Origin of the sequence: Haliscomenobacter sp. (assembly GCF_040403615.1) — a bacterium.
In the GTDB taxonomy this organism is placed as follows: Bacteria; Bacteroidota; Bacteroidia; order Chitinophagales; family Saprospiraceae; genus Haliscomenobacter.
In genome coordinates this window covers 1-25,319 of the sequence record NZ_JBBAKG010000066.1, presented here as the reverse complement: position 1 = coordinate 25,319, position 25,319 = coordinate 1, and the positions used below count along the sequence as shown (strand labels likewise).

The window sequence follows — 25,319 nt, the reverse complement described above, 5'->3', positions numbered from 1 at the left end:
GCCCAGTCCGGCCCTTTGGGCGCTTGCTTGCCGATGAAGCGGTACTCTGCCGCAACGATGTAATGACTGAAAGTTTTTTTGTGAAAAATATGCCCGAATTGCTCGTTGAAATCGGTGTAGGCTTCGTAGCCCACCTGGAGTTTGCCATCCACTACCCGGAAGGTATTGCCAAAGTTTTCATTTAGTGCGTACCCCCGAATTTTCAGGTCCCAACCCTTGAGGTTTTTGCCGTTGAAGAGGGGTTTCCACTTGCCTTGGGCGAAGGAAAATTGGCTCAAAGCCAGGAAAGTCAACACAAATATCATTCTCATAAGTCGCGTCATTAGACCTGCAACTTACTCAAAAAAATAAACCAAAAGATGCCCAATTGGAAAAATTATCTTTAAGAAAAGTGTTGCCTTTTGTGAAAATGATGCAAATTGTGGACAATGCGCAAAATCATTCACATTGACATGGACGCTTTTTTCGCCTCGGTGGAGCAACGGGACAACCCCGATCTGCGGGGCAAGCCCGTGGCAGTGGGCGGCGGCGGGCCGCGCGGCGTGGTGGCCTCGGCGAGCTACGAAGCTCGCAAGTACGGGGTGCGCAGCGCCATGTCGGGGGGAATGGCGCGGCGACTTTGTCCCGACCTGATTTTTGTCAAATCGCACTTCGAGGTCTACCGCAGCGTTTCCAATCAAATACGCGGTATTTTTTTGGATTACACCGATCTGGTGGAGCCACTTTCGCTGGATGAAGCCTACCTGGATGTCACCGAAAACAGAATAAATCTGCCCTCCGCTACGCTCATTGCACAAGAAATCCGCAAGCGCATTGAAACAGAAACTGGCTTAACTGCCTCTGCGGGGGTCTCTTTCAACAAATTCCTCGCCAAAATCGCTTCCGACATCAACAAACCCAATGGCATCAAAGTGATCACCCCTGAAGAAGCGATACCCTTTTTGGAGCAATTGGCCGTCGAAAAATTTCATGGCGTGGGCAAAGTAACCGCCCGCAAAATGCACAACCACGGCATCTACACCGGCAATGACCTCAAGCAACGCAGCGAAGCCGACCTGGTGCGGCTGTTTGGCAAGGCTGGCCGCTACTACTTCCGCATTGTACGCGCCGACGACAACCGCGAGGTCAATCCCCACCGCATCCGCAAATCGATCGGCGCCGAACGCACCTTCAACGAAGATGTGAGCGATCCCGAAGTGATGAAGTCCAAATTGACCGATCTGGCCGAAGGGATATTCAGCTACATGGAAAAAAACCAAAACTTTGGCCGCACGGTGACCATCAAGTTCAAGTCGCCCGACTTCAAACTCCTCACCCGCAGCCGCTCTTTTGCTTCTGAAATTCGCAACCTGGACGAACTTATCCGCATCGTGCAAGAACTCCTGGATCAACACGTGGAAGAGGCTCCGGTGGTGCGCTTGCTGGGCGTGACCATGTCCAATCTGGAGAAAGAAAATGAAGCGGAAGGGGGGGTACAGTTGGAACTGGATTTTCCGGAGGAAAGAAGTGATGATTTTTTGAATGAAGAGTGATTCGAAGCCGAGAATTCGTTGAACCAGCGAAGAATGTGTGAATGTTGCAACTATCTTCAAGAACGATGTAATATTTTGTGTTTATAAATCAATGATTTTTGTAGGGTGAAAATCTAAGAAATACAAAAATCAACTGATTATGGCTGCTATCTCAATCAGAATGGGCTTATGGATGTTGCTGGGCTCCATTGCTTTTTTTTTACTGATGTATTCCATTGGTCTAGGATACCGCAACGAAGTACATGTGTTTAGCACCTTACTTCAATTCCTGTTTTTGTACCAGGCCATTCAAGCCTATTATCGACTTCATCCAGACAACATTGGCAATTATATGGATGGGGTGTTGCAGGGATTTGGCACATCCATTGTGGGAGTGGGTGGTTTCGCTTTGTTCATGACTGCTTTCCTGCTGATGAACCCAACGCTGATGGATACCATCCGCGAACAAGCCTATTTGGGAAAATATTTAAACCCTTTTACCGACAGCCTGGTGATTCTTACGATCGGGCTAGTAGTTGGTATTGTTGGATCATACATATTGACACGGGTTTTCAATGAGAAAGTTGCCCCTGATTGATTTTTTTGAGGTGCTGTGGTATAAGGGGCGATAAAGAATGTTGATCGCCAATCCGATTTACGATGTGGTTTTCAAATTCTTGATGGAAGATAGCTGTATTCTTTACCACAAGCCCAAAAATCCTTTATTAATACAAGTGTTTCTTCTATTTATGTCAATTACATCTCTAATATTGTACTTCTCAAATTTGTCAATTAGAGCATCTGCACTATTTTTCAATTTAAAATCCATTTCCTCTTTGTATAAAGGATATAAGCAATAAAATTTAACGGTTTTATGCTCATTGATTTTTAAATTGAAAAAATCCTTTCCCAAAGTAATGCTAGGATGTAAAAACATGCAGCATAGTTTTATGTTTTCGGCCAATGGTTCCACATCTTCTCCATTTGCCGGTGTAAATTCCTTTGGCTTTAATTCGGCGTACCTAAAGATTGGTTCATCTGTGTTTGGGGATTCTTGTTTTGCCATAATCTTTTTTTGTAGTGTCATAGCTATGGTTTGCTTATACGAACTGCAAAATAAAGATAACACAAGTAAAACGAACCTCTTAACAGTAATTTTAATTTATCATACTGAGCCATTTCCTGATTTATCCTTGAAATCTCGGACTTCAACTCCGAGATTTCAAGGATAACCCCAAAAAACAAGCCAATTTAATTTCTAGCACATATTCACCCTTCCCAAACATAAATTGCCTATTTTAACCCCAACTAAAGCAATCCAATATGCATAAAATTTACACCATCGCTGCACTCTGCTTGATCAGCGCTTATGGCTTCGCACAAACACCGGAAGCTGCCGCTGATCGCATCAAAGTACTCGAAGATCGCCTCCAATTCATGGAGCAAGGCCTAACTAAAGCCATTGACGACCTCCAATGGCATCAAAATTTGGATGACATCGCCGTGATTGACAAAGTACGGTACACCAGCAAGCCGCCGCACGTCATTAAAAATCCTTCAGGGCAGGGCGCTACTAATCCCTTGGTCATTCAGGCCTACACCTTTATCCCTAAAAAATTTGCCACGGCCAAAAAACTCCCCTTGATGGTGCTGATCCACGGCGGCGTACACGGCGATTTTAATACCTTCAATTGGCATATCGTTCGTGAATTATTGGATCAGGGCTACATCATTATTGCGCCTGAATACCGGGGTAGCACGGGTTACGGCAGCTCTTTTTACAAACAAATCGACTATGGCGATTATGAGAATGATGATGTACTGGCCGGAAAACGCTGGGCGGTAGAAAACCTGCCGCAAGTTGACGCCGAACATGTGGGCATCATGGGTTGGAGTCATGGCGGGATGATCACCTTGATGAATATTTTTGACCATCCAGAAGATTATAAGGTCGCCTACGCGGGCGTACCCGTGAGCGACTTGATTGCCCGCATGGGCTACAAAACCCAGGGTTACCGGGAAGAGTTTTCCAATTCCTCCCATATCGGCAAAGATGCTTCGGAAAATGTGGCCGAGTACCGCCGTCGCTCGCCGGTATGGAATGCGCAGAAGCTCAAAACGCCTTTGCTGGTGCATACCAATACCAATGATGAAGATGTCAACGTTTTGGAAGTGGAAGCTTTGATCAATGCGTTAAAGGCCAATGGTAAAAAATTTGAGTACAAGATCTATCAGGATGCGCCTGGTGGGCATATTTTTAACCGAATTGATACCAAATTGGCGCGCGAATCAAGGGATGAGGTGTACCGGTTTCTAGCTCCTTATCTGAATCCGCCAAATCCGTTGAAGTAAAGTGAGTTCTGAGATTAAAATTGGATTAGGTGCTATAAGATAGCCGCTAGCCCAAGTCTTCACCATTAATTTTCATAGATTGGCGCTGGTGCATGGAATTCAACATAGAATTCCATGCACCAGCGTCAAGACTTACGCCAACTGGTGCAGGGTTGGCTGAGGTGTTGATTTCACCGCTGGTCTTCCAGTCTTGTACCAGCGGATCAGCTGTCCGTTGCGGTGAAAGACTTGCGCCAGCTGGTAAAATGAATGCTGTCACAGTTGAGTTTCATGCGCTGGTCGATGGATGATGACATTGAATTGCTCGGTCTCCGGGAAATTGTGAAATTCAATTGCCGGCCAGGCTTGTAAGGCACGAAGAATGCCGCTTCCTGCTCCCCGGTACGGCAACAAATCCAGGGCATAAGAGGCTAAAATATGGTTTCTGCGCCGACTGAGCCCTGCTTTGATCTGCTCGGTAGTCAGGCTATTGGGTAATTTTCCAGGGCTTTTTATTTCGATGCGGTTGTCAAAAACAAACACCTTAATTGAATCGTGGACGAAATAATCCCGATGAATCAACGCGTTGATCAACAATTCATTGATGACTATTTCGGGCACTTCCAAATCGCCCAGACTATTGAAATCCTTGCCGTTTTGCACCTTGCGCAGGCAGCCAATCACAAACTTTCGGGCGTCTTTGAACATGCGGGGCATATCGCCACCAATGTTTTCACTGGAAAGGTACTTGGTGCCGGCCAAATCATTGCCTTGAAACCAGATTGCCGCGATGTAGCAATTGGGACTAAGTCGCTGTGGATTTTTGCCAAAAAGCAGGTTGCCCGCCAAATTGATCTTTCCTTCCGCGCCCAAAGTCAGGTTCTCGACTTTAGCCTGAAAATCCTCGAGGGCAATGTCTTCCTGGTATTTTTTTTCGTAAAACTCGCGAAACAAACCCCAATCCAGGTCTTTAATGCTGGATTCTCGAATCAGCATTTGTTCTGCGTAGAGGTTTCCGCTGCTTTGCAGCATTCGGGATAGTTCTTCCTTGCTGGTTACTTTGCGTTTGTCAGAACCATTTTTGATAAAAATAAGACCATCCTTGTCGGTGTGGGGCTTGTCGTTTCCTTCAGGAACATGGGCTACAATCACTTTTTTCCCATCTACATCCACTGTCTCCGTATCAATGACAATGGCGCTTTTCACATGTTCATTGGCGGCAGTGGTCAGCATATTGTTAATCCTTTGAAGGTCAGCAAAGGAAAGCCCGACGATATCACCAGTTTTGTCGTTCACCCCAATGATCAACTTACCGCCCTTGCTGTTGGCAAACGCGACGATCTCTTGCGCCACACTGGTCGCATTGGTGACATTCTCTTTGAGTTGTACCCGACTGTTTTCGCCACCTGAGACCAGATCGAGCAGTTCTTTCGCATCCATAGGGTCTTATTTTTTTGCAAAGTTACATTGTTCTGAAATTTAGGAGGAAATTGTTTTTGGTATAGAACACTATTAAATCCAACGATACGCTGACAGCCCCCGCTGGCCCAAGTCTTCGAAGGCATCCAAAAACATTGCACTACCGCTGTCTTCAGACGTTGAACCAGCAGTCCGCTGCTGTGCAACACTTGCGCCAGCGGAGAAATTATCCGCTGGTGCAAGTGTACCGCTGGAATAAGTCTCATGACTTGTTCCGATTATCCCCGCGTCTACAGACCATAGCCGTCAGGCTAAGGTCTGCAGACGCAGGAATAATAGGTGCAGGTCTGAAGACCATGCACCAGCGTTGCTTTTGGAAGTTAAGGGAACTTGCCCTAGCGGACAGCCCCCCCACCCCAATAATCCCGAATCGCTGCCTCAATCTCTGCAAAATTGTACTCAAATGCAAAGCCAGTATTGTACCAAATATAAGTCAAAAAAACCTTGACCGCCTTTTTTTGCTCAACAGTCAGAATGGCAAACCGTTCCAGATTGTATGCTTCCAAATGGGTCAACGTAAACATCAGGCTTTCATTAACATCTGCATACGGCTTATGGATGGTCAGACACATGTAAGCTGGCAAGTGAAACCGTAGTCCTTTGGCATCATAAAAACACAAACCGCCAATCCCGTGTATTTTTTCTAACTCAGGATCGTCAATCAGTTTTTTCCAGTCTTTCCGCTCATCATTTTTGATCTGTACTTCCTCTTTGTCAGTCGCATAATAATTGTCAATCGCGATCGTTTCATGGAGGGATACGCCATCTTCCAGTAGCACCTGGTCAAAGGATTCGTAGATCAGATGGAGTACATGTTCTTTTTGATTGTAAGATGGTGTCATGATTCTGGTGTTTTTTTTCGATAGCCTAAAATGATGATTTTTTCCTGGAAATAAAATCTATTTCATCTCCACCTCATCCCTCACCCAATGCCCCACAAACTGAGCGCCATTGTCAATGATCCGGTTTGGGCTGCGCCGAAACCCCAGACCGCAGGCCTCGTAAGCAAAAAACACCCCGGCCTGGTAATATTGGCCATCGTCATCGCGTGACAGTTGCGCCAGGGATTGGTACACTTTGATTTGATCTCCATAATCGCCGTTGGTGGCCGTTTCGGGCAAACCATCCTCGTCAAAAATGGCCACGTTGGCGCCTTCCCGGCCCAGTACTACTTTTTCTACAAATGGATAATTCTCGCGTCCAAAAGGTTCTTTGAAACTGCACTTCAGCAGCAGCGGGTCGTGCGGCTGCAACTCCCATAGGTAGGCCAAAATGGCTTTGGATTGAAACAGCATAGTGTACGCAGGATTGAGTACCACTGCCAGTCCACGAGTGACAATTTTGGTCAACAAACGCAGCAATTCCGGCTCATCCAGGGCGATGTATTCCCAGGGGATGAGTTTGAACCAAAATGGAAATTGGGTTGTATTGTCCTCCTCATCAGTGATGAAAATGCCGTTTATTTCGGAGAAGATGACTTCATCCACGTAACGAAAAGCGGTTTCAAAGCCAGCTTCGCGGGCTGCCGTTTGCAAGAGTTGGGTATTGTGGTCGTCTTCGGGTGCGCCTTTGAGTGTAGAAAAAAGGATGGCCGCTTCCCGACCAGGATTCAGCTCTTTGAGGCGTTTGAAATTGTCGACCAGGGCCTCGTACACAAAGTTGAATTGCCGATCCTCGGGGATGCCATTGGCACGCAATTGCGCCCATTGAATGATGGCAGTTTCGGGTACAGAGGTGGGCGTGTCGGCGTTAAATTCGAGTACTTTCAGCGGCAATCCATCCGTGCCTCCGGCAAGATCAAAACGCCCGTAGAGGTGCAGGTGGCGATCGTCTTCCCAGGTATAGCGAATCAGTTCGTAGAGGTTGGGCGGTATGCCCATGGTGCTCAGGAGATTGTTGTTCAGCACGTGCTCGGCAGCTTCTACAAAACGGGCATACAGTCGATTGCCCGCACTGTAAAAGGCATCCCGCTCGGTGTTGCTGATTTCTACAACCTCAGTGGCAAGGTATTCATTGCCTTCAGGAGAAAGGAAATAGTCCCAGCCCAATTCAGCAAACAAGGCATTGGGCAACTGGGGCAGTTGATGTTTTAACATACGGTTATTCTACCGGGATCAGATTAGGAACCAAAACCAGAACGGCCACTGCGGCTAAAAAATCCACTGCGGCCTCTGATGGGGCGCATTTCAGTGCGGGTACGTGCAGTACTGCGCAATTGATCGGTTACACCTGCATAAGACGACCCATTGCGGTAAATGCCCGCTGGAGAAGTGCTGTTGAAATTGCGACCCATCATGTATCCCATCGAACTCCACCACAAGATGCGGCCTAAGCTGTGACCATGGTAATGCGATGAACTCCTTGAGTGGGTGGTGGTATCCGAATTGGTTACCAGGGTTTGTGCCTGGCTCAAACTCAGTGTATCTACCTGTCCGGTAAGTCTTTTGACAACGACGCTGGAAGCATCTTTACCTTCTACCACTTGTTCATCTACAACTTCAAACTTGTCTGGTTCTACTTCTTCCAGGGTGGTTTTTACGCCTTTGGTTACTTCGTACTCTGTTACAGCTTCCCAATCTCCGCTACTACCCGAATTTGAGCAAGCAGTATGAGTGGCCAAAAGTGCAGCAACGGCTACATATAAGCCGCCTTGGCGAAGGCGATGGGTAAACTTGGGGCTATCACTAAAATGTCTGAATGGTGTCATCGTTGGAATCGTTGTTTTTTTTTGACAAGTGCTGGTTCAATATTAATCAGCACTTATTTTTTTCCTCTCAACTTGGGTAAAGATAAAAAATTTTATCTTGTAAAGAAATACCTAATGAAAGGCTCATCTTTAAAACAATCAATACATTGTCAAAAATGGACAATTGGCCTACTGTTCAGCTTGGGAATGACGCTGCAAGTATTTGCTCAAAACCCTGCTGATGCGAAGGCCAGCAAAGCAGTGCGGAAGCTTTATGCTGATTTACACCAAGCCATGAAAGACAGCCTGGTGCTGTTTGGCCATCAAGACGATTTGGCCTACGGCGTTGGCTGGAAATACCAACCTGGAGAATCGGATGTTCGAAGAAGCGTCGGGAGTTATCCTGCCGTTTTTGGTTGGGATTTGGGTCACCTGGAATTGAACGACCCTGTAAACCTGGATTCCGTACCTTTTGATCGCATGCGCGATTTGATCAAATTTGCCTACAAGATGGGGGGCATCAATACCATCAGTTGGCACTTGCGCAACCCCTTCAATGGCAGTTCGGCCTGGGATACGACCACTGCCATTCGGCACGTCTTACCCGGAGGTACCAAACACGAGGCTTACCTGGCCTGGATCGACAAGGTTGCCGATTTTATGTTGAGTTTGAAAACGGGGTTTTTAGGTAAAAAAATTCCCATCATTTTTCGGCCATACCACGAGCATACCGGCTCCTGGTTTTGGTGGGGCGAAAAATCCTGCACGCCTCAAGAATATGTCGCCTTGTGGAAAATGACCGTAGACCGGCTGAAAGCCAGAGGTGTAAACAATTTACTTTATGCGTATTCCCCCGCAGAATTCAAGTCAGCGCAACACTACATGGAGCGGTATCCGGGTGACGACTATGTAGACCTGATTGGTTTTGATACTTACCACCGCAATGCCAATGATTCCATCGCTACTGCTTTTTTTAAGGCGAGGCTTTCCAATAGTCTGGCAACCATGTCTCAATTGGCTGCCCAACACCAAAAAGTGATGGTGCTTTCAGAAACCGGATGCGAACAGATTCCTGTGCCAAACTGGTGGACGAGTGTACTTTGGCCAGCCATCAAAGACCAGCATCCTGCTTATGTATTGCTTTGGCGCAATGGCCGTCCTGACCACTACTATGTTCCCTATCAGGGGCATTTGTCTCAAGATGACTTTAAGGCATTTCAGCGCAATCCCAGGATATTCTTTCAAGACGAATGGAAGGCTGTGCGCAGGCACTAGATCTGCTGTATTCACGAATACAAACAAAAGGAAGGAGATGAAGTACGTCATCCCGAATAGAGGAGCTTAAAGTGATTAGATTCAGCAGCAATTCGGGGTGACGGACTCATTTCATCACCTACAATACTACAACAAACCTCATTTAGGATTTCCAAAACGGTAAAACAACAACAACCCAGAGGACAAATAGATGTCTTTTGCATCTGGGCCTCCAGAGAAACTGATGCCATCCAGATAGTCACTGAAACTGCCGCGAACAGAGGTTTCAACTGCTAAAGTAAAGGTTTTGTTGATGTCGAAACGGACGCCAATACCAACCGGCACACTGATTCCAATCAGCGAGTTTCCGTAAGATTTATCCTTTTGAATACCCGCCAGGATGGTTTCATTTGAGCCTTGGTAATTGGTAAAATTGGTATTCAAAACACCACCAAGTAGTCCAACTCCGGCAAATAGGTAAGGAGAAATCAAACGATCCATATTGACGCTGCCCGCGGCATCAGTGTAGTAACGATTGGACCCAAACGGTTCCCATTCACCGAGAATACTCAACTCAATCAACGTGGTTTTGAAATTAAAATCACGGGATTTTCGACTATCATAGTTTTCATCATCCCCTTGAAGCTTAAGGTAAGAGAAGCCCGTTCTAAACCCAAAGTGATTGTTGATGTTGGTGCGGGCAACCATGCCAACACTGGGCGTAAAATCTTGAAGACGAGGCGTTAGAGAAGGAGTAACATCACCGGAGTAACCAGCTGTACCCACAAATAAACCTGCCTCCCATAAGGATTGGGCTTTGATCATTTGGGACGAAACAATCAAAGCAAAAAAAAGGATCATTTTTTTCATACTCAAAACGATTTTTGGACAAAATAAGGACATTAGTCTGGCGCAAAAAATTACTTCCCGATTTTTTGAGCGGAGTTTGAATAGGAAGCTCATTTGAAATGAACCGTTCGACTTCCTATTCAAACCCCAAAATCGGGAAGGTAATTTTTCTGCGTTATTTACTGCTTTACATCCAACAAAAATTCGACCCGGCGATTTTGCACCCTTCCCTGCGCAGTTTTATTGTCTGCGATGGGCTTGGTTTCGCCGAATCCTTCATGTTCTATGCGTTTAGCGTCGATAGAACGCAAAAGCAAGTAATCGTAGCATGATTTGGCCCGTTTTTTTGAAAGGGTCAAGTTGAAGTCTTCTTTGCCCTGGCTATCGGTATGTCCATGTATGGCGAGGTGATAGGCCGGATAACGGCTCATCAGCGAGGCAACCTGGTTCAGGATTTTCTTCGAACTCGGCAACAAGATTGCACTTCCCGTTTTGAAGCGTACTTCTTTGCGCGCCCTGAGCAGTACCTCTTTGTCTTCCTTTTTCAAATCAGGACAACCCAGGCGAGTAAGCAGACCAAACTCTTTGGGGCAGCGGTCGTCCAGGTCAATCAAACCATCTTTATCGGTATCCGGGCAGCCATATTGGTTGGTAGTGTCCGCAATTTCCGGACAACGGTCATCCGGATCAGGAATGCCATCCAAATCCGTATCAGGACACCCTCTGAAGGCCAGTGGTCCGGCTTTTTCGGGGCAGCGGTCATCCAGATCGATCAGACCATCTTTGTCGTTATCCGGGCAGCCGTACTGGTTGGTGGTGTCGGCCACTTCCGGGCAGCGGTCAAACTTGTCGATGAGGCCGTCACAATCCGTATCTGGCTCAGGGCAGCCATTTGACCCTGGAAGTCCTTTATCCGTAGGGCAAGGGTCGTCTTTGTCGCTAACGCCATCCCAATCGCTATCCGGGCAACCGCCCATGCTGGGTATACCGGCCAGTTCGGGGCAGGCATCGTCTACATCAGCAATACAATCATTGTCCATGTCCGGGCAGCCTTCTGTCTCCACTATTCCCGAATCTTGAGGGCAACGATCTGCTGTATCCATCAACCCATCGTGGTCGGTATCCGGGCAACCTCCAGTGAGGATAGTACCCTTGGCATCAGGGCATGCATCTTCGGCATCTTCTACCCCATCTCCATCCTCATCGGGGCAACCACGCCCAGATTCTACCCCTTTTAAGCGCGGACAAGCGTCAATTTTGTCCAAAAATCCATCGCCATCGCTGTCCCGCGCACCCATCCGCACGATGAGGTTCATTCCTGCTACCGTGTACCAATCCCGGCGTTTGGGGTTACCAGATGCACTGACGCCGTCCAGGTAATCGCTATCGGCAAACCGTAGTCCACCTTCCAAGGCCAAGGTTGTTTTTTTGCCCAAATCGAACCGCAAACCACCTCCAAATGGGAAAACGGGCAATTGGATTTGATGGCTTTTTTCCCGATCATCTAAAATGGCTCGGGCTATATTTTCATCCCTTTCAAAATCGACCTGGTAATCGGTTTTTGGAGTAAAAATGGCAAAACCCGCCCCTGCAAAGAAATAGGGCGTTACCCGCGGTCGGTACCGGTATTTGCTTTCTGGGTAATGCGCTTTTCCAAAAGGATCCCACTCAAGGGTAAAGTCTACTTCAGTGAAATTGCTGCGAAAAGAAAAATTGCGCAGCCGATGCGGTGCATCTGTCGGAAAGTTTTGATCACTCCCACTAAGTTGACTACTAAATCCAAGTAATCGAGTTGAAAATGAAGGCGTTAAATAATAGCGAAAAAAACCACCATATGCTGGATTCACCTCTTGTAGCAACGGGTAATTTTCAGGATTAAGGTCACCTTGATACCCTGCACCTCCAAGTAACAATCCAGTTTCCCACCTTATCTGCGCTGCGAGCCAAATGGGCAAAATACAACACAGTAAAGCAATGATGTAGTTTCTCATGCTTTCTCTCATTTTCGCAGGCTAAAACAAACCTTTCGAAATTAATAATTATCTGAAGTAAACCTGGAAGACAACTGATTTTTACCGCAACTGTGGGGTACGGAGTTTGCTGGAAAAGTATGCTTTTTTTAACGATATTTTAAGAACTATGGTATTTTGTAGCGAAAACAAAATAAAAAAAGGTACAGTCTAATCAAATAATAAAAAAAGTATTTATTTTATTCGCATGCGAAAAAACCTAAAAGAATGGACAATACATCTTTGATTCCCGCTTAAAACAGGCGTTTCTTTTGAAAATACCAGGCCAACAATAAACTGATGACCAAGGCCAATACAATAATAAAATAGACTGCATAACGACTGCTTTGAAACGGCAGCGGAACGTTCATCCCAAAGAAGCTGGCAATCAAGGTTGGCACCGCCAAAAAGATGGTCACAAGGGTGAGTCGATGGATGGTAACGTTCATGTTATTGGAAATGATGGAAGCGTAAGTATCCATCGTTCCGCTGAGGATGTTGCTGTATACGTTCGACATTTCAAGCGCCTGACCATTGTCGATGATGATGCCTTCAAAGAGGTCAAATTTTTCTTCGTCCTCCCGGATACCCATAAAATCGGTACGTTTCATCTTTAAATTCAGCAAGTCATTGGCGCTGAGGGAGTTTACAAAATAGACCAAACTTTTTTCAATGCTCAACAATTGCTGCAACTCGCGATTGCGGCTGGAATGGTAAAGCTCTTGTTCGATTAAGTTGCGCTTGAGGTCAAGTTTTTTCAAACAGGTCAAAAACCGGTAGACATTGTGTTCCAAAATCTGGAGCACAAACTGAACCGACTCTGCCGGATCAAAATTTTTAACTTTATCGTCCAGAAACCGCTGCAATACCGGATTTTCAATTGAAGTAATGGTAATGACGTGCTCAAAAGCCAGGATAATGCCAATCGGCACGGTGATGTAGATCGCGTCGTTTTCTTCCTCGGTGGGATTGAGTACCGGAGTATTGACCAGAATTAGCCGGGCTTCATCTTCAATTTCATAACGGGAACGTTCGTCTATGTCCAAAGAGTCGGTCAAGAAGTCAAGAGGGGTATCAAAAGTTTGGGCAACTTCTTCCAGCTCTTCTTGATTGAAAGGGGGGGTAATATTGACCCAACATCCTGATTCAGGTTGTTCCAGTTCTTTCAATCGACCATCTACTTTGAGGTAATATCTGACCATAACGTTTGGCGTTTGGGTTCCAGAATCTTGAAGAATATCCCCGACTCCTCAATTCGCCCGCAAACTTAACAAATCTGCTGCTAATTCAGCCTCAAAAACGGTTTTATGTTTCTTTAAGTATAAGGTTCGAAAAATAGAGATTTTATCTATCAATCAAAACGAATGGCTTTTACCGGGCTGATTCGGCTCACCAGATAAGAAGGTATGATCAAAAACAACAAGGTAACCAGTAATGTACCCGCATTCAAAGCCAGAATGCTCCAAAGATTGAAGTGAATCGGTGCGTATGATAGGTAATAGTTTTCTTCATCCAGCCGAATGAATTTGAAGTATTTTTGGAGCAAACACAAAGTTATTCCCAGCAGATTCCCCCAAAACAAACCGCTCAAGATGATGTAGGCAGCGTAATATAAAAATATACGCCGAATGCCCCAGTTGCGTGCCCCCATACTCTTGAGGACCCCAATCATATTGGTGCGTTCAAAGATCAGGATCATCAGGGCGGTGATCATGTTGATGATGGCTACGATGACCATCAAACTGAGGATGACTACCTCATTGATGTTTTGCAAATCCAGCCAATTGAAGATTCCCGGAAATTTTTGGCGAATGGTTTCCGCATACAACTCCTTGGGGATATGGTTGTAATAAATGGCTTCCGAAAGGGGCTTGAGGTCATTGATGTCGTCCAAAAACACTTCAAATCCCGCTACCTGGTCTTCCGTCCATCCCAGCAATTGTTGAATTTTGCGAATGTCTACCAATGCAAATTGCCGATCGTATTCTTCCAATCCAGTTTTGTAAATGCCACAGATTTTGAAGCTGCGCTTGAGTTGCTCCCCGTTTTGTACAAAATGCACCCTGAAAACGTCTCCTACATCTACCTTTAAACGGTTGGCGGTGGTGCGCGAAATCAGAATTTCATTTGAAGCAACCGAATCCTGCATCCGAATGGGGCGGCCTGCCACCAGGTATTGACTCAAAAATTGCCAGTCGAAGTCTCTTCCTACGCCTTTCAAAAAAATCCCTTCTATTTCGTCCTTGGCCTTGATGATTCCGCCTTTGAAGGCATAAACCTGAATGTGGCGAACGCCGCCATTGGTCAAGCGCATGCGTTTGAACCTGCGGCCAAAAATCTTCTGATCTTCCAGGTAGGGTACGCGTCCCAAGGTATCAAGATAAGGGTAAAAATCCTGTTTTTTGGTCAGCCAGGATTCTTCCAACAGGTTTTCATACACACTGGCATTGGTGATGTGGATGTGCCCCCAAAAGCCAAAAATCTTGCTGCTGATCTCGCGCTTGAAGCCCGAAACAAGTGCAGTTGCACAAATCATCACCGTGATACTCAAGGCAATGGCAATCACTGCGATCCTGATGATCACCCGCGCAAAGGACTGCTCACCTGCTGCAGCTACTTTTTTGGCTATGAAAAAAGAGTAATTCATGAAGCGAAGGTAAGCTTTTTTGAGATTTGAGTTTTAATGGCCTGCTAATAAACCACCATCTTCATCGTTTTCGCAAATCCGCCTGCTTTCAAAGTGTACATCAGGACGCCGGTTTGGTTCAATTCGCTTTTTTCAAGTACGATTTGGTGGTGCCCGATCGGGTAATTTTGCATGAAGGTTTTGAGGATGCGCCCAGACAAATCACTGATCAGCAATACCGCTGAACCTGCTTCGGCAAGGTCAAATTCGATGTTGGTTGCGTTGCTAAAGGGGTTGGGCGTATTCGGATAAAGTTGATTGCCAAATGTAGGAACACCATCCACAACGGTATGTTCCAGCACTATTTTCTTCAACTCACCCGCCTGACTGTAATATTCCGGCGCAAGGTCTTTTGCAGCCAGATGAAAGGGTTGGTTGGCTGCGACAGATTGTTTTGCTTTAAAAACCAGGATAGCCAGCTCGCCAGATTTTTGGGCATTTTTGAGCCAGGATACCCGAATAATGCCCCGTTCGGTATCACTGAGGCCAAAACTTTCGGAGCCTGCGGCCAGTGGTTCTACACTCGAAAATTGCCAGACTGCTGGGTCAAAAGCCAGACTGAACTGCGCGCCAGCAGCATCGGCACTGGCTGGAAGATCCAGCGCAATCCGGTATTCCGTACCCGCTTTTATTTCACTTGGTAAACCCTTTAAAATCAAGGAAGTTTCCACCTTATTGCGCAATTCTGGTGCAGCGTTTAAGTTTTCTTTAGAGGCATTCCCACTAATGTCTCCCATTTTGACCCCCACAAAATCCACCCCCAGCAATTCGCTGTTGAGGTTGTTGTAACTCCGCAATTCAGGGAAAGGCGCACTAAGTGGATCGTTGTTGTTGGCAAACTGGAAGGAGGCATCCACAAAGCGCCAGCTGGGGCATTTTTTAAATTCCAGGTCGATCCGCAAAATAACCTTTCGGATCTGGATGATGTCAAGGGTTGAAACAAACCCAGACAAGTCAACGTCAGCAGCAATGAATTTGTAGGGATTGTCGAATGGCATTTGCCCCAAAATGTGCCGGGTAATGAGCACAATATCGTAGGTACTTACCCCATCCAGGTGGTTGGCATTCAGGCTTGGGGTTACGCTATAATCGTTTTTTTCTTTGAGTTCTTGAAAAAGGTATTGCCCCCGAAGATTAGTCGTTGTTTCTTTAATTTGAATCCCACTCAGGCTGAGTTTAACATTCTCAACCGGAGTGTTGGAGAAGGTTTTGATGTTGCCCGAAATGCTGGCACTGCCTATTTTTGGACAAAGATTGCGGTTGTCTTGCACCAGGACATAGGTTTCACAATATCCAAAATTACCCCGAACATCCCAGGCATATACGTAAACCAGGACACTAGGCCGGTCATCACAAGTCAGCGCAATACTGGTATGATTGAGGTCGGGTTTTTCCTTGCCACTTTCAATGTCGTCGGCTCGATGTATCGAATACCCCACAACGCCAGAGCAATCTTTGGCTTCTCCAGCGATAAAATCCTTGGCCCATACCACCGCTGCTCCAGGATCCAAATCGCCATCGCCATCAACATCTTCAAGGCTGGGCAAGGGCTGTAGTTCCACCACCAACCCATTGATGCAAATTGGGGCAGGGCCTTTCGCGTCTCGGATTTCGAGTTGCACCGCTTCTCGACTGACATTGCCGCAGCCGTCAGAGGCTACGATTTGGATTTTGTGGATTCCGATGGGTAAGCGCTCCAGGATGCGGTAGCGGGGGTAAGTACCGCTCAAGGTTAAGGTTCTGTCAATTTTCCCATCTGCTTTTTCATCATAAAGTACCTGCACCGTCATGTCTTTGGCGTTGCAATTCTCATTAATCGAGAAGGAATAATTCACATCTCCGGTACAATCGTTGTTGCGGGCATCAAAAAAGCTACTGCTCAGGAGGGTGATTTTTGGTGCCTCATCGTCAAATACCTTGATGATTTGGGTGTATTCCCAGATGCCTTTTGATTTGATCTGAGGCCGCTCAATACTGTTTGTCCAGTAGCCTTTGTCGTTCGGGGTTTTATTGCTGGTATTGCGATCCTGATCAATGTAGGTTTGGCCATCCGGGTTGACCAGTAGCCAAAACGCAGTGTTGCCGCGCGTCCCATCTTCGTCGTAATCGCGATCCAGGTTGACGGGGGTAGCCCCATCAGTGTATTCACACCAATTGATGATCGACCAGGTGCGCAGTATTTTGTAGCACTCTTGTCCACTGGCAGTGAAACGCACATCTTTTACATTGAAAGCCAAAATGTTGCACCCGTTTTCAAAATGCTGCAAAGTACTGCTCGCAGGAAGCTGCAAGCATTTCACGGACGTATCTGCGGGGAAACGAATCGCGTAATCCCGAATGGCATTGACGGTGATGACCTGGTAATAGATTACTCCGCGCTCTTCATTGGCCTTTCCAAGGTTGCGCACGGCTTGCCAGCGCCTCGTGATGGTGCCTACCCCGCAATTGTTGAGCTTGTCCACCGTGGTCAGTTGTACGATTTTCAACAAATTACAGGGATCATTGAGCGGTACAGCAATGCCATATGCGTTTAGGTTGCCCAGGTTTTTGTCGGTGCACAGGATAGTGGTATCGGCTGGCACGGCGGATTGCAGCAAGGTTTTGTCTTCCACCGATGCATCCGACCAACAGCGGCTCGTATTGCCACTCTGATCCCGGGCAATCAATTCTACGCGCACTTTGGTGCCTACATCACAACAAAAGAAGTCGATGCGCTCGGCTGGCAGGGTGTAAAATACACCATTTTCCAGGGTCAGTGCATCAGCGGTATCCAGGCGGCCATTGCCATTTTGATCAAATGACATCGTACAGAAAATGGGTACGATCCGGCGTATTTTCAAGTCTTTTAGCTTACAATTGTCCGTAGATCCCTCGTCTACATCGGCTACCACCAGGCGGCCATAGCCACTGTTGATCCCAACCGTAATCGAGTTGTCGCAGCGCACCTGTGGCGCTATTTTATCTTTCACCTGAAATTCAAACGAATCTTTACTGGTATTCAAACAAAGATCGCTGGCGTACAATACCAGGCGGTGCTTGCCTACCGGGATGCTGCTCATGACCCCGTTGCTGATGGGGTAAATCACTTCTTTCCACACCGAATCACCTACGCTGGGTCGGAATACATAGGATTTCGTTTTGACGCTCAGTTGCACTGGATCACAGTCGCTGAAATTGAACTGGTAAATGCGTTGCAATTGATCGACCGAAACGGGAAAGGAAGCGTTACAGTCCATCGGCTGGGTAGATACCACAATGGCCTGGCGCGGTTTGGTAATCACCGGAGCCTGCAAATCTCCAATTTTCATCAGGGTTGTATCGGTATGTACAATGCGACCTAAACAGTAGTCGAATATTTTCAGTGATTGAATTACTTTACGTCCTCGGCGGCAAATCAAAGTTTCGGTCAGTCGTCGTTCGATAGACAAGCCACAATATTCCCGGTCAAAAAGTATGGTATCGCCCGCTACGTTGACCCAGTAAGGAAAAAGCACCGGGCTTGGAATCCGCTCGGGAAAGCACGAATGGATGGCGGTGTCTTTAGGGAAATTCAATTCTTCCCATGCTGGTCGGGCCAGCACAATCAATTGCGTTGTATCCATCCGATTGCCCGCGGCATCTTCTGCGGAAAAGTGGCGGTAAATTTTTGCAAAAAAACTGCTGTCGCAATCGCCAATGACGACTTGGTCATTCACTTTGTAGTTGAGTATTCCGCTGCATTTGTCCGCAAAAGTTACACGCCCAGTATAGTAGGCATATGCGGGATTTTGCCAGGAAGCGGGTACGTTCAAAATGCTGTCGATGTCGAAACACTTCCAGCGGAGATTGCCACGCGTCCAGTCGGTGCTTTGCACCAACGGTGGCTTTTTATCTTCGGCCACTAAAATACTTTGACAAATGATGCTGCCGCTGAGGGTGTCCCGCACCAGATAGGGGAAGCGACCCACCCCATCTACAACATTGCGATTGAAAGGATTGCGGTCGTTGACCAATACCTGCAAGCGTCCCCAATCCGTATTGACATCTCCGCCCAACAGTACTTGCTGGGGGCTTAGACGCAATTGACAATTGTCGTCCAGGGAAAAATTGAGATCGGAACGGCAACTCAATGCCAAAGGAAGGGATTCAGGGGTAGTGGGCGACCAATGCAGTGGCTGCTGTGTCAGGGTCGTACCAAGTGCCCCCACAATAAACCAATACAACCATGCGGCAGGATAAAATATTCGCATAGTTTTTTTTGATAGATCGCCTTCAAAAAATTTGACACACTCCATTTATCAATAGCAGTGCACCGTTCGCTCAAAAATAACGCGCATTTGGTTAATATAAGGTGTTTGGAAGGAAAAAGTTTGGTCTTTAAGGAAACAAAGCGGGAATTGGGAGACAATAAGGTTAATTTTCTTTTCCATAAATTCAAACCTGTTTTTGGCTGAAAAGTAAGATTTTACCTCAATCTGCTTTTTTTTGCACAGAAACCCTATTTTGTCCCTCAGATTCTTGTAGTAAAAACACTAACCATGTCCAAACCCACTAGCATCGACGCTTACATTGCCGGGTTTCCTGAGCATGTTCAGGAACGCCTGGAGCAAATTCGAGGCAGTATCCACCGCGTTGTTCCCGACTTGGAAGAAACCATCAAATACGACATTCCTACTTTCCTACTCAATGGCCGCAATCTGGTGCATTTTGCGGCATACAAAAAACACATCGGTTTCTATCCAGTCCCATCTGGGCAAGAAGCGTTTGAAGCGAAGCTTTCAGCTTACAAGCAAGGCAAAGGGTCGGTACAATTCCCCTTGGATCAACCCCTGCCATTGGAGCTAATCAATCGAATTGTGCAGTACTACGTTGAAAAAAAGCATCATTAAGCTCTATTTTCAGCAGGCGTTTTTGCAAAAACCAAAACCTCTTCATGAAAGTTGCAATAGTCGGAACTGGCTTGATCGGAAACGTCCACGCTCAGGCAATCAAAGGATTAGGACACGAAATTGTAGTTGCAGTCAACAGCTCAATGCCGAAAGCGGAAGCTTTTGCCGCCCAGTGGTCTGTTCCTACTTTTGGAACTGATTTCCAACTGGCACTCAGCGATGAGGTAGATTGTGTGCACATCTGCACGCCTCCTGCCCTGCACTTTGCGATGATCAAAGCGGCATTGCTGGCCAACAAACACGTGGTTTGCGAAAAGCCAATGTGTCTTGAGGTGCAAGAAGCGCAAGAGGTCTACGAACTTGCCCAACAACAAAAACGGATTGTCGCAGTGGTCTTCAATGTGCGCTACCATCAGGCCTGTGTGGAAGCCAAAAAGATCATCGCCCAGCCTGAGTTTGGAAAAGTTCTTTTGGTGCATGGCCATTATTTGCAAGAATTTCACGCCTTGCCGGATGCCTTTGGCTGGAGATACCAAACCGAATTGGCCGGAAAAATGCGTGCCGTCACCGAAATTGGTTCCCACTGGATCGATTTGATGCGCTTCTGGACGGGTCTGGAAATCGCTGCCATTTCTGCCAATCTGGGTACTTACTACCCTCAGCGCTACCTGGAAAATGGAATCATGTATGCCGACGATGCCAGTAGCCGCAGCCCAATGAACCTGGACAATGAGGATGCCGCCGTAATCTCTTTCAAATGTACCAATGGCGCGATTGGCAATGTTCTGCTGTCTGAAATTTCGCACGGACGCAGCAATCAATTGACGCTAGAAGTAACCGGCACGCAGCAATCGATTTGGTGGAACAATGAACACCCATATCAACTCCATCAGGGTAACGGCAAATTCCAAGGAGCGAGAACCCAATCCTTGTCCTTTAGCGGAGGATTTGCGGAGACGTTTGGTAACTTGTTTGGGGAAGTTTATGCAGCCATTCAGGTTGGTAAACCTCCCGAAAATCCTGCTTATCCTACCTTCAAAGATGGATACATCAACACTCTAATCTGCGAGGCCATCCACACCAGTGCCAAGCAAGATTCAAAATGGATTGAAATTCCAAACCTATGACCTCAGACAACATGCATCCAAGCGTCAAAGCCATGATTGAGCATTATCAACTGGAACGATTGCCAGTGGAAGGTACTTTGTTTAAAAACACTTACCGCTCAGCAAACAAATTAGATAATGGAGAGCCAGCAGGTACGGCCATTATTGGTTTGTATTGCAATGAACCCTTGAGCCTTTCTTGCTTTCACCGCCTCACCCACGATGAAATCTGGCATTTTTATGCCGGAGATCCCTTGGTGTTGTATCTGCTTTATGAAGATGGGCATACCGAAGAAGTAGTGATGGGCAATGATCCACTTGCCGGACAAAAGGTGCAATTCACCGTTCCAGCGCAGGTATGGCAAGCAGCTTGCTTGCGAGAAGGGGGGCGGTATGCGTTGTTTGGTTGCACCATGGCACCAGGATTTACTGGCGATTGTTTTGAAGGTGGAGTGGCAGACGTACTGATTGAAAAATACCCGGAGCAGACTGAAATTATCCGTAAACTCAGCGTCAATGGCCATGAAACCCGCATGCCCGATGGGTATGTTGGTTAAGGCATTTTTAATTCAATTTTGTTTTTATCTTTATCACCTGTACAAAGCAATTTCATTCGACATTCTTGAACAAAACATCAACCGCACTTGGCAAGTGTTGAACAAAATCACGCCTGAAACAACAAGACCAAATATGTCCAAATTCCTACACAACAGCTGTCTATTGCTGTCTCTGATTCTGTCCCTGCCGCTTTTCGCCCAGGAAAAAAAAGACAGCACCAAAGCCGTACCCGCACCAAAATCCTTTGTCAGCAGCCATCAGGGAACTTTTGGAGGCAAGGTCATCAAGTACAAAGCAACAGCCAAGGAAACCCAGCTCAAAAACGAACACGATGAGGCAGTAGCGTCCATCTGGTCGGTGGCTTATACCCAAGAAGGAGTAAGCGAGCTGAGCAAACGCCCGGTTACGTTTGTGTTCAATGGCGGGCCGGGGTCGGCCTCAGTATGGCTGCACATGGGCATGTTTGGGCCGGAAATTGTACTGGTTGATTCGGACGCCAAAAAAGACGACGGCGCAGCCCCTTACTCCATTGTTGAAAACAAACAAGCTTTGCTCGATTTGACCGATCTGGTTTTTATCGATCCCATCGGTACGGGGTACAGTCGGGTAGTGGGCAAAGGCAAAGTGGAAGATTATTGGGGATTGAAAGAGGATGCCGCATCCATTGCCAAATTCATGCGCCAGTGGGTGACCGAAAACAAACGCTGGCTATCTCCCAAATACATGGCGGGGGAAAGTTTTGGTACCACCCGTGCCGTTGCCGTTGCCAATGCCTTGGAAGGCGATGGCCAAAACATGGCCATGAACGGCCTCGTGTTGATCTCGCAAGCCCTGGATTACGACGGCTCCACCTCCATTCCCGACAACGTCACTTCCTACCTGACTTACCTGCCCAGCATGGCGGCTACTGCCTGGTACCACAAAAAAGCAGGGCAAGGCAAAACCCTGGAAGCCTTCGTGGAAGAATGCCGCAAATTTGCTTACGACACCTATGCTCCGGCGCTTTATCGTGGCAATTTATTGGACAGCATCACGAAAAATAGCCTGGCCGAAAAATTGGCCTACTTCATTGGTCTCGACAAGGCTTACATCCTCAAATCCAATTTGACCGTTCTAGTGCCGCGTTTTCAAAAGAAGCTCCTGGATGACAAAGGCCTGGCCATTGGCCGCCTGGATGGCCGCTTCACCGGAGATGAAGACGATGACGTCTCTGAGGAACCCAATTTGGGCGACCCTGCCGATTACCAAATTGGATCGGCCTACACTGCTGCGCTCAATCATTATTTTGCCTCCAGCCTGAAAATTGAGATGGATCGGCCTTACCTGACTTCCAATGACGAACTGGGTGACAAATGGCGCTGGAGACCCGTTCCCGATGGTAGATATTGGGAACCCGTTCCCGTAAACGTAGCCCGCCAATTGGGAGAAACCATGCGCCGCAATACCGCCATGAAAGTACTGGTAGCCAGTGGCTATTACGACCTGATCTGTCCTTTTTTTGACACCGAATACACCTTTGCCCGCAATGGCATCGTCAAAGAACGCGTAACCAAGACTTACTACGCAGCCGGACACATGATGTACCTGCACGAACCCGACAGGATCAAACTGACAGGAGACATCCGCAAGTTTTTGACGGAATAAAAATACAACCTACATGCAAACCTACGACGCAATCGTCATCGGATCTGGCATTTCGGGAGGATGGGCCGCCAAAGAATTGTGTGAGCAGGGACTAAAAACCCTAGTACTCGAGCGGGGTCGAGATGTAAAACACATTAAGGACTATCCTACCGCCATGAAGCACCCCTGGGAGTTCAAACACGGCGGTAAAATGCCCAAAGCCTTCACGGATGCCAACCCCATTACCTCCAAAGCTTGGTTGTTTGATGAAAGCTCTGCGCATTTTTTCATCGAAGACCAGGATCATCCTTACGTGCAGGAAAAACCCTTCGACTGGATCAGAGGCTATCAGGTGGGTGGAAAATCACTGACCTGGGGTCGAGCCAGCCAGCGCTGGAGCGACAACGAATTCAAATCTCCAGCCCAACATGGATATGGCATCGAATGGCCAATCGGATACGCAGACATTGCCTCTTGGTATGCCCATGTGGAGCGCTTTGTAGGCGTTTGTGGGGCCAAAGATGGCGTAGAATCCATGCCCGATGGCGAATACCTGCCGCCTTTTCCATTCAATTGCGTCGAAGAATTCATGTACAAAACCCTTGTCGAGCACTTCCCGGATCGAAAAATGATCCAGGGACGTTGGGCGCACCTCAGCGAGCCACAGGAGATTCACCTCCAACAAGGTCGGGGCAAGTGCCAATGCCGAAATTTGTGCGTGCGGGGTTGCCCGTTTGGAGGGTACTTCAGTTCGGTGGCCTCTACTCTACCCTGGGCAGAAAAAACGGGCAACCTGACCATTCGACCTTTCTCCGTAGTACATTCGATTCTGTACCATGAAAAAACTGGCAAAGCCAGCGGGGTCAGGGTGATCGACACCAATAGCAAAGAAACTTTGGAATTCGAGGCGAAAATCATCTTCGTCAACGCTTCGGCCCTGAATACCAACCTCATTCTACTCAATTCTACATCCCGAAGATTTCCAAATGGCCTCGGCAACGACAACGGGCTTTTGGGTAAATACATTTGTTTCCAAAATTACCGCCCGGCTACCTTTGGTACCATCGATGGTTTTGAGGATGTATACGTGACGGGGAGGAATCCGACTGGCCCAATCATTCCCAACTACAAGAACTTTAAAAAGAAAGATGCCGACTTTGATGGTGGCTACATGACTTTTGCGGGGGCTTTTCGCACGCCTCGCCGGGTCGTCGCTGATGACGCGCCACAGTTGGGTGCTGATTTCAAACACCAACTGAGCGAAGCTGGCGACTGGAATGTGTACATGTACATGCAGGGCGAAACCGTACCCAAGGAAAGCAATCGGGTGTACCTGAGCCCCGATAAGGTGGATCAATGGGGCATTCCGCAATTGGTCACCGATGTGGCCTACGATGAAAACGACGAAAAAATGATCGCCGATTTTCACCGAGAAACCAAAGTCATGCTCGAAAAAACAGGTTGCAAAAACATCCAACTCATCGACAGCAAACAAAATCCTGGACTGGACATCCACGAAATGGGGGGCGTACGCATGGGCAAAGACCCGCAAACTTCGCTTTTGAATGCGCACAACCAATTGCACTACTGCAAAAACGTGTTTGTGACCGACGGAGCCTGCATGACCAGTACAGGTACGCAAAGTCCCTCGATTCTGTACATGGCACTTACCGCGCGGGCAGCAACTTATGCAGTGGATCAACTCAAAAATGGGCTTTTGTAAAACCACAATCCATGGAACGCAGAGACGCAATAAAATATACCGCCTCCATCCTGGGCATCAGTATTCTGGGGGCGGAAACCTTTCTGGCCGGATGCACCAATGCTGGAGACAAAGCTTCGTTTTTTTCAACCAAAGAGATCCGCTTACTGGATGAAATTGGTGAAACCATTTTGCCCGAAACGGATCGCTCACCCGGCGCCAAAGCTGCCCAAATCGGTGCATTTATCAGCAGTTACGTCGGTGATTGTTACAGTGCAGAAGAACAAGAAATTTTCAAATTGGGGCTACAAAACATCCAGCAAATTGCACAGGAAAAGTATGGCCAAGATTTTTTAAATACCTCCCCTGCTGATCGGCTAACGCTCCTCACTGAACTGGACAAAACCGCCAAAGCGCATGGAGATGCGCCACCTGTGCACTACTTCGCCATGATGAAGCAATTGGCCATCCTGGGGTATTTCTCCTCCAAACCTGGCGTTACGCAAGCCATGCGCTACAATCCAGTACCTGGCGGTTACGATGGCTGTGTGGAATACCAAGAAGGAGATCGGGCCTGGTATGGGGCATTGTCGTCAATTGGGTAAGCAACGCAGAAAAATTAACTTCCCGATTTTGGGTTTTGAATAGGAAGTCGAA

The 25,319-nt window shown here is 47.2% G+C and carries 22 protein-coding genes; 10 read left to right on the top strand and 12 right to left on the bottom strand.

Annotation, left to right across the window (positions count from 1 at the left end; translation table 11 throughout):
• Positions 1–311: 3-keto-alpha-glucoside-1,2-lyase-like domain-containing protein (locus ABW391_RS19430; protein ID WP_353483577.1), on the bottom strand; the 311-nt coding region annotated here is incomplete at its 3' end.
• A 117-nt stretch (positions 312–428) separates the two neighbouring features.
• Here ABW391_RS19430 and dinB point away from each other — a divergent pair.
• Together dinB and ABW391_RS19420 are read left to right on the top strand one after the other, a co-directional pair.
• Positions 429–1,532 (top strand): DNA polymerase IV, encoded by a 1,104-nt coding sequence (gene dinB / locus ABW391_RS19425; RefSeq protein WP_353483569.1) that lies wholly within the window; start codon positions 429–431, stop codon positions 1,530–1,532.
• Between the two features lie 139 nt (positions 1,533–1,671).
• On the top strand, positions 1,672–2,109 hold the full coding sequence (locus ABW391_RS19420) for a hypothetical protein (protein WP_353483568.1): 438 nt from the start codon (positions 1,672–1,674) through the stop codon (positions 2,107–2,109).
• 102 nt (positions 2,110–2,211) lie between these two features.
• Here ABW391_RS19420 and ABW391_RS19415 read toward each other — a convergent pair whose 3' ends face one another.
• Complete coding sequence (locus ABW391_RS19415) at positions 2,212–2,577, bottom strand: suppressor of fused domain protein (RefSeq protein WP_353483567.1); 366 nt, start codon at positions 2,575–2,577, stop codon at positions 2,212–2,214.
• A gap of 257 nt (positions 2,578–2,834) precedes the next feature.
• Here ABW391_RS19415 and ABW391_RS19410 point away from each other — a divergent pair, with 257 nt between their 5' ends.
• Complete coding sequence (locus ABW391_RS19410) at positions 2,835–3,863, top strand: alpha/beta hydrolase family protein (protein WP_353483566.1); 1,029 nt, start codon at positions 2,835–2,837, stop codon at positions 3,861–3,863.
• A 46-nt stretch (positions 3,864–3,909) separates the two neighbouring features.
• On the opposite strand, the gene ABW391_RS19405 is transcribed toward ABW391_RS19410, so the two are convergent.
• The 5 genes from ABW391_RS19405 to ABW391_RS19385 all read right to left on the bottom strand — a co-directional run bounded on the left by ABW391_RS19405 (position 3,910) and on the right by ABW391_RS19385 (position 8,028).
• Entirely contained in the window at positions 3,910–4,122 is a 213-nt protein-coding gene (locus ABW391_RS19405; RefSeq protein ID WP_353483565.1) for a hypothetical protein, read from the bottom strand.
• Positions 4,119–5,282, bottom strand: a complete 1,164-nt coding sequence (locus tag ABW391_RS19400) for an RNA/DNA-binding domain-containing protein (RefSeq protein WP_353483564.1) — start codon at positions 5,280–5,282, stop codon at positions 4,119–4,121. The genes ABW391_RS19405 and ABW391_RS19400 overlap by 4 nt, the downstream gene beginning before the upstream one ends.
• Positions 5,283–5,656: 374 nt before the next feature.
• Complete coding sequence (locus ABW391_RS19395) at positions 5,657–6,163, bottom strand: DUF6714 family protein (protein WP_353483563.1); 507 nt, start codon at positions 6,161–6,163, stop codon at positions 5,657–5,659.
• Between the two features lie 57 nt (positions 6,164–6,220).
• On the bottom strand, positions 6,221–7,417 hold the full coding sequence (locus ABW391_RS19390) for a glutathionylspermidine synthase family protein (protein WP_353483562.1): 1,197 nt from the start codon (positions 7,415–7,417) through the stop codon (positions 6,221–6,223).
• Between the two features lie 23 nt (positions 7,418–7,440).
• Entirely contained in the window at positions 7,441–8,028 is a 588-nt protein-coding gene (locus ABW391_RS19385) for a Cj0371 family chemotaxis-regulating polar lipoprotein (protein WP_353483561.1), read from the bottom strand.
• Positions 8,029–8,214: 186 nt separating this feature from the next.
• On the opposite strand from ABW391_RS19385, the gene ABW391_RS19380 reads away from it, so the two are divergent.
• Positions 8,215–9,282 carry a glycoside hydrolase family 26 protein gene (locus ABW391_RS19380; protein ID WP_353483560.1) on the top strand — a complete coding sequence of 356 codons (1,068 nt, stop codon included), beginning with the start codon at positions 8,215–8,217 and terminating at the stop codon, positions 9,280–9,282.
• 138 nt (positions 9,283–9,420) lie between these two features.
• Here the strand turns inward: ABW391_RS19380 and ABW391_RS19375 are convergent, their stop codons facing one another.
• The 5 genes from ABW391_RS19375 to ABW391_RS19355 form a co-directional block, all read right to left on the bottom strand.
• Entirely contained in the window at positions 9,421–10,131 is a 711-nt protein-coding gene (locus ABW391_RS19375; RefSeq protein ID WP_353483559.1) for a DUF6089 family protein, read from the bottom strand.
• A 158-nt stretch (positions 10,132–10,289) separates the two neighbouring features.
• Positions 10,290–12,101 (bottom strand): DUF6089 family protein, encoded by a 1,812-nt coding sequence (locus ABW391_RS19370; RefSeq protein ID WP_353483558.1) that lies wholly within the window; start codon positions 12,099–12,101, stop codon positions 10,290–10,292.
• 272 nt (positions 12,102–12,373) lie between these two features.
• The gene (locus ABW391_RS19365; RefSeq protein ID WP_353483557.1) at positions 12,374–13,321 is read right to left on the bottom strand and encodes a magnesium transporter CorA family protein; all 948 of its coding nucleotides are present in this window, start codon (positions 13,319–13,321) and stop codon (positions 12,374–12,376) included.
• Positions 13,322–13,470: 149 nt separating this feature from the next.
• Entirely contained in the window at positions 13,471–14,766 is a 1,296-nt protein-coding gene (locus ABW391_RS19360; RefSeq protein WP_353483556.1) for an ABC transporter permease, read from the bottom strand.
• A gap of 44 nt (positions 14,767–14,810) precedes the next feature.
• Positions 14,811–19,034 carry a cohesin domain-containing protein gene (locus tag ABW391_RS19355; protein WP_353483555.1) on the bottom strand — a complete coding sequence of 1,408 codons (4,224 nt, stop codon included), beginning with the start codon at positions 19,032–19,034 and terminating at the stop codon, positions 14,811–14,813.
• A gap of 288 nt (positions 19,035–19,322) precedes the next feature.
• On the opposite strand from ABW391_RS19355, the gene ABW391_RS19350 reads away from it, so the two are divergent.
• The 6 genes from ABW391_RS19350 to ABW391_RS19325 all read left to right on the top strand — a co-directional run bounded on the left by ABW391_RS19350 (position 19,323) and on the right by ABW391_RS19325 (position 25,267).
• The gene (locus ABW391_RS19350) at positions 19,323–19,673 is read left to right on the top strand and encodes an iron chaperone (RefSeq protein WP_353483554.1); all 351 of its coding nucleotides are present in this window, start codon (positions 19,323–19,325) and stop codon (positions 19,671–19,673) included.
• Positions 19,674–19,717: 44 nt separating this feature from the next.
• Entirely contained in the window at positions 19,718–20,800 is a 1,083-nt protein-coding gene (locus ABW391_RS19345) for a Gfo/Idh/MocA family protein (protein ID WP_353483553.1), read from the top strand.
• Positions 20,797–21,336 (top strand): cupin domain-containing protein, encoded by a 540-nt coding sequence (locus ABW391_RS19340; RefSeq protein ID WP_353483552.1) that lies wholly within the window; start codon positions 20,797–20,799, stop codon positions 21,334–21,336. Before ABW391_RS19345 ends, ABW391_RS19340 begins: the two co-directional genes overlap by 4 nt.
• Positions 21,337–21,469: 133 nt before the next feature.
• Complete coding sequence (locus tag ABW391_RS19335; RefSeq protein WP_353483551.1) at positions 21,470–22,981, top strand: S10 family peptidase; 1,512 nt, start codon at positions 21,470–21,472, stop codon at positions 22,979–22,981.
• Positions 22,982–22,994: 13 nt separating this feature from the next.
• On the top strand, positions 22,995–24,683 hold the full coding sequence (locus tag ABW391_RS19330; RefSeq protein WP_353483550.1) for a GMC oxidoreductase: 1,689 nt from the start codon (positions 22,995–22,997) through the stop codon (positions 24,681–24,683).
• A gap of 11 nt (positions 24,684–24,694) precedes the next feature.
• Complete coding sequence (locus ABW391_RS19325; protein WP_353483549.1) at positions 24,695–25,267, top strand: gluconate 2-dehydrogenase subunit 3 family protein; 573 nt, start codon at positions 24,695–24,697, stop codon at positions 25,265–25,267.
• Positions 25,268–25,319 lie beyond the last annotated feature (52 nt).

Bases quoted from the DNA above. Each gene is read 5' to 3' on its own strand.
- dinB (WP_353483569.1), top strand. From the start codon at position 429: ATGCGCAAAATCATTCACATTGACATGGACGCTTTTTTCGCCTCGGTG.
- ABW391_RS19420 (WP_353483568.1), top strand. From the start codon at position 1,672: ATGGCTGCTATCTCAATCAGAATGGGCTTATGGATGTTGCTGGGCTCC.
- ABW391_RS19415 (WP_353483567.1), bottom strand. From the start codon at position 2,577: ATGGCAAAACAAGAATCCCCAAACACAGATGAACCAATCTTTAGGTAC.
- ABW391_RS19410 (WP_353483566.1), top strand. From the start codon at position 2,835: ATGCATAAAATTTACACCATCGCTGCACTCTGCTTGATCAGCGCTTAT.
- ABW391_RS19400 (WP_353483564.1), bottom strand. From the start codon at position 5,282: ATGGATGCGAAAGAACTGCTCGATCTGGTCTCAGGTGGCGAAAACAGT.
- ABW391_RS19395 (WP_353483563.1), bottom strand. From the start codon at position 6,163: ATGACACCATCTTACAATCAAAAAGAACATGTACTCCATCTGATCTAC.
- ABW391_RS19390 (WP_353483562.1), bottom strand. From the start codon at position 7,417: ATGTTAAAACATCAACTGCCCCAGTTGCCCAATGCCTTGTTTGCTGAA.
- ABW391_RS19385 (WP_353483561.1), bottom strand. From the start codon at position 8,028: ATGACACCATTCAGACATTTTAGTGATAGCCCCAAGTTTACCCATCGC.
- ABW391_RS19380 (WP_353483560.1), top strand. From the start codon at position 8,215: ATGACGCTGCAAGTATTTGCTCAAAACCCTGCTGATGCGAAGGCCAGC.
- ABW391_RS19375 (WP_353483559.1), bottom strand. From the start codon at position 10,131: ATGAAAAAAATGATCCTTTTTTTTGCTTTGATTGTTTCGTCCCAAATG.
- ABW391_RS19370 (WP_353483558.1), bottom strand. From the start codon at position 12,101: ATGAGAAACTACATCATTGCTTTACTGTGTTGTATTTTGCCCATTTGG.
- ABW391_RS19365 (WP_353483557.1), bottom strand. From the start codon at position 13,321: ATGGTCAGATATTACCTCAAAGTAGATGGTCGATTGAAAGAACTGGAA.
- ABW391_RS19360 (WP_353483556.1), bottom strand. From the start codon at position 14,766: ATGAATTACTCTTTTTTCATAGCCAAAAAAGTAGCTGCAGCAGGTGAG.
- ABW391_RS19355 (WP_353483555.1), bottom strand. From the start codon at position 19,034: ATGCGAATATTTTATCCTGCCGCATGGTTGTATTGGTTTATTGTGGGG.
- ABW391_RS19350 (WP_353483554.1), top strand. From the start codon at position 19,323: ATGTCCAAACCCACTAGCATCGACGCTTACATTGCCGGGTTTCCTGAG.
- ABW391_RS19345 (WP_353483553.1), top strand. From the start codon at position 19,718: ATGAAAGTTGCAATAGTCGGAACTGGCTTGATCGGAAACGTCCACGCT.
- ABW391_RS19340 (WP_353483552.1), top strand. From the start codon at position 20,797: ATGACCTCAGACAACATGCATCCAAGCGTCAAAGCCATGATTGAGCAT.
- ABW391_RS19335 (WP_353483551.1), top strand. From the start codon at position 21,470: ATGTCCAAATTCCTACACAACAGCTGTCTATTGCTGTCTCTGATTCTG.
- ABW391_RS19330 (WP_353483550.1), top strand. From the start codon at position 22,995: ATGCAAACCTACGACGCAATCGTCATCGGATCTGGCATTTCGGGAGGA.
- ABW391_RS19325 (WP_353483549.1), top strand. From the start codon at position 24,695: ATGGAACGCAGAGACGCAATAAAATATACCGCCTCCATCCTGGGCATC.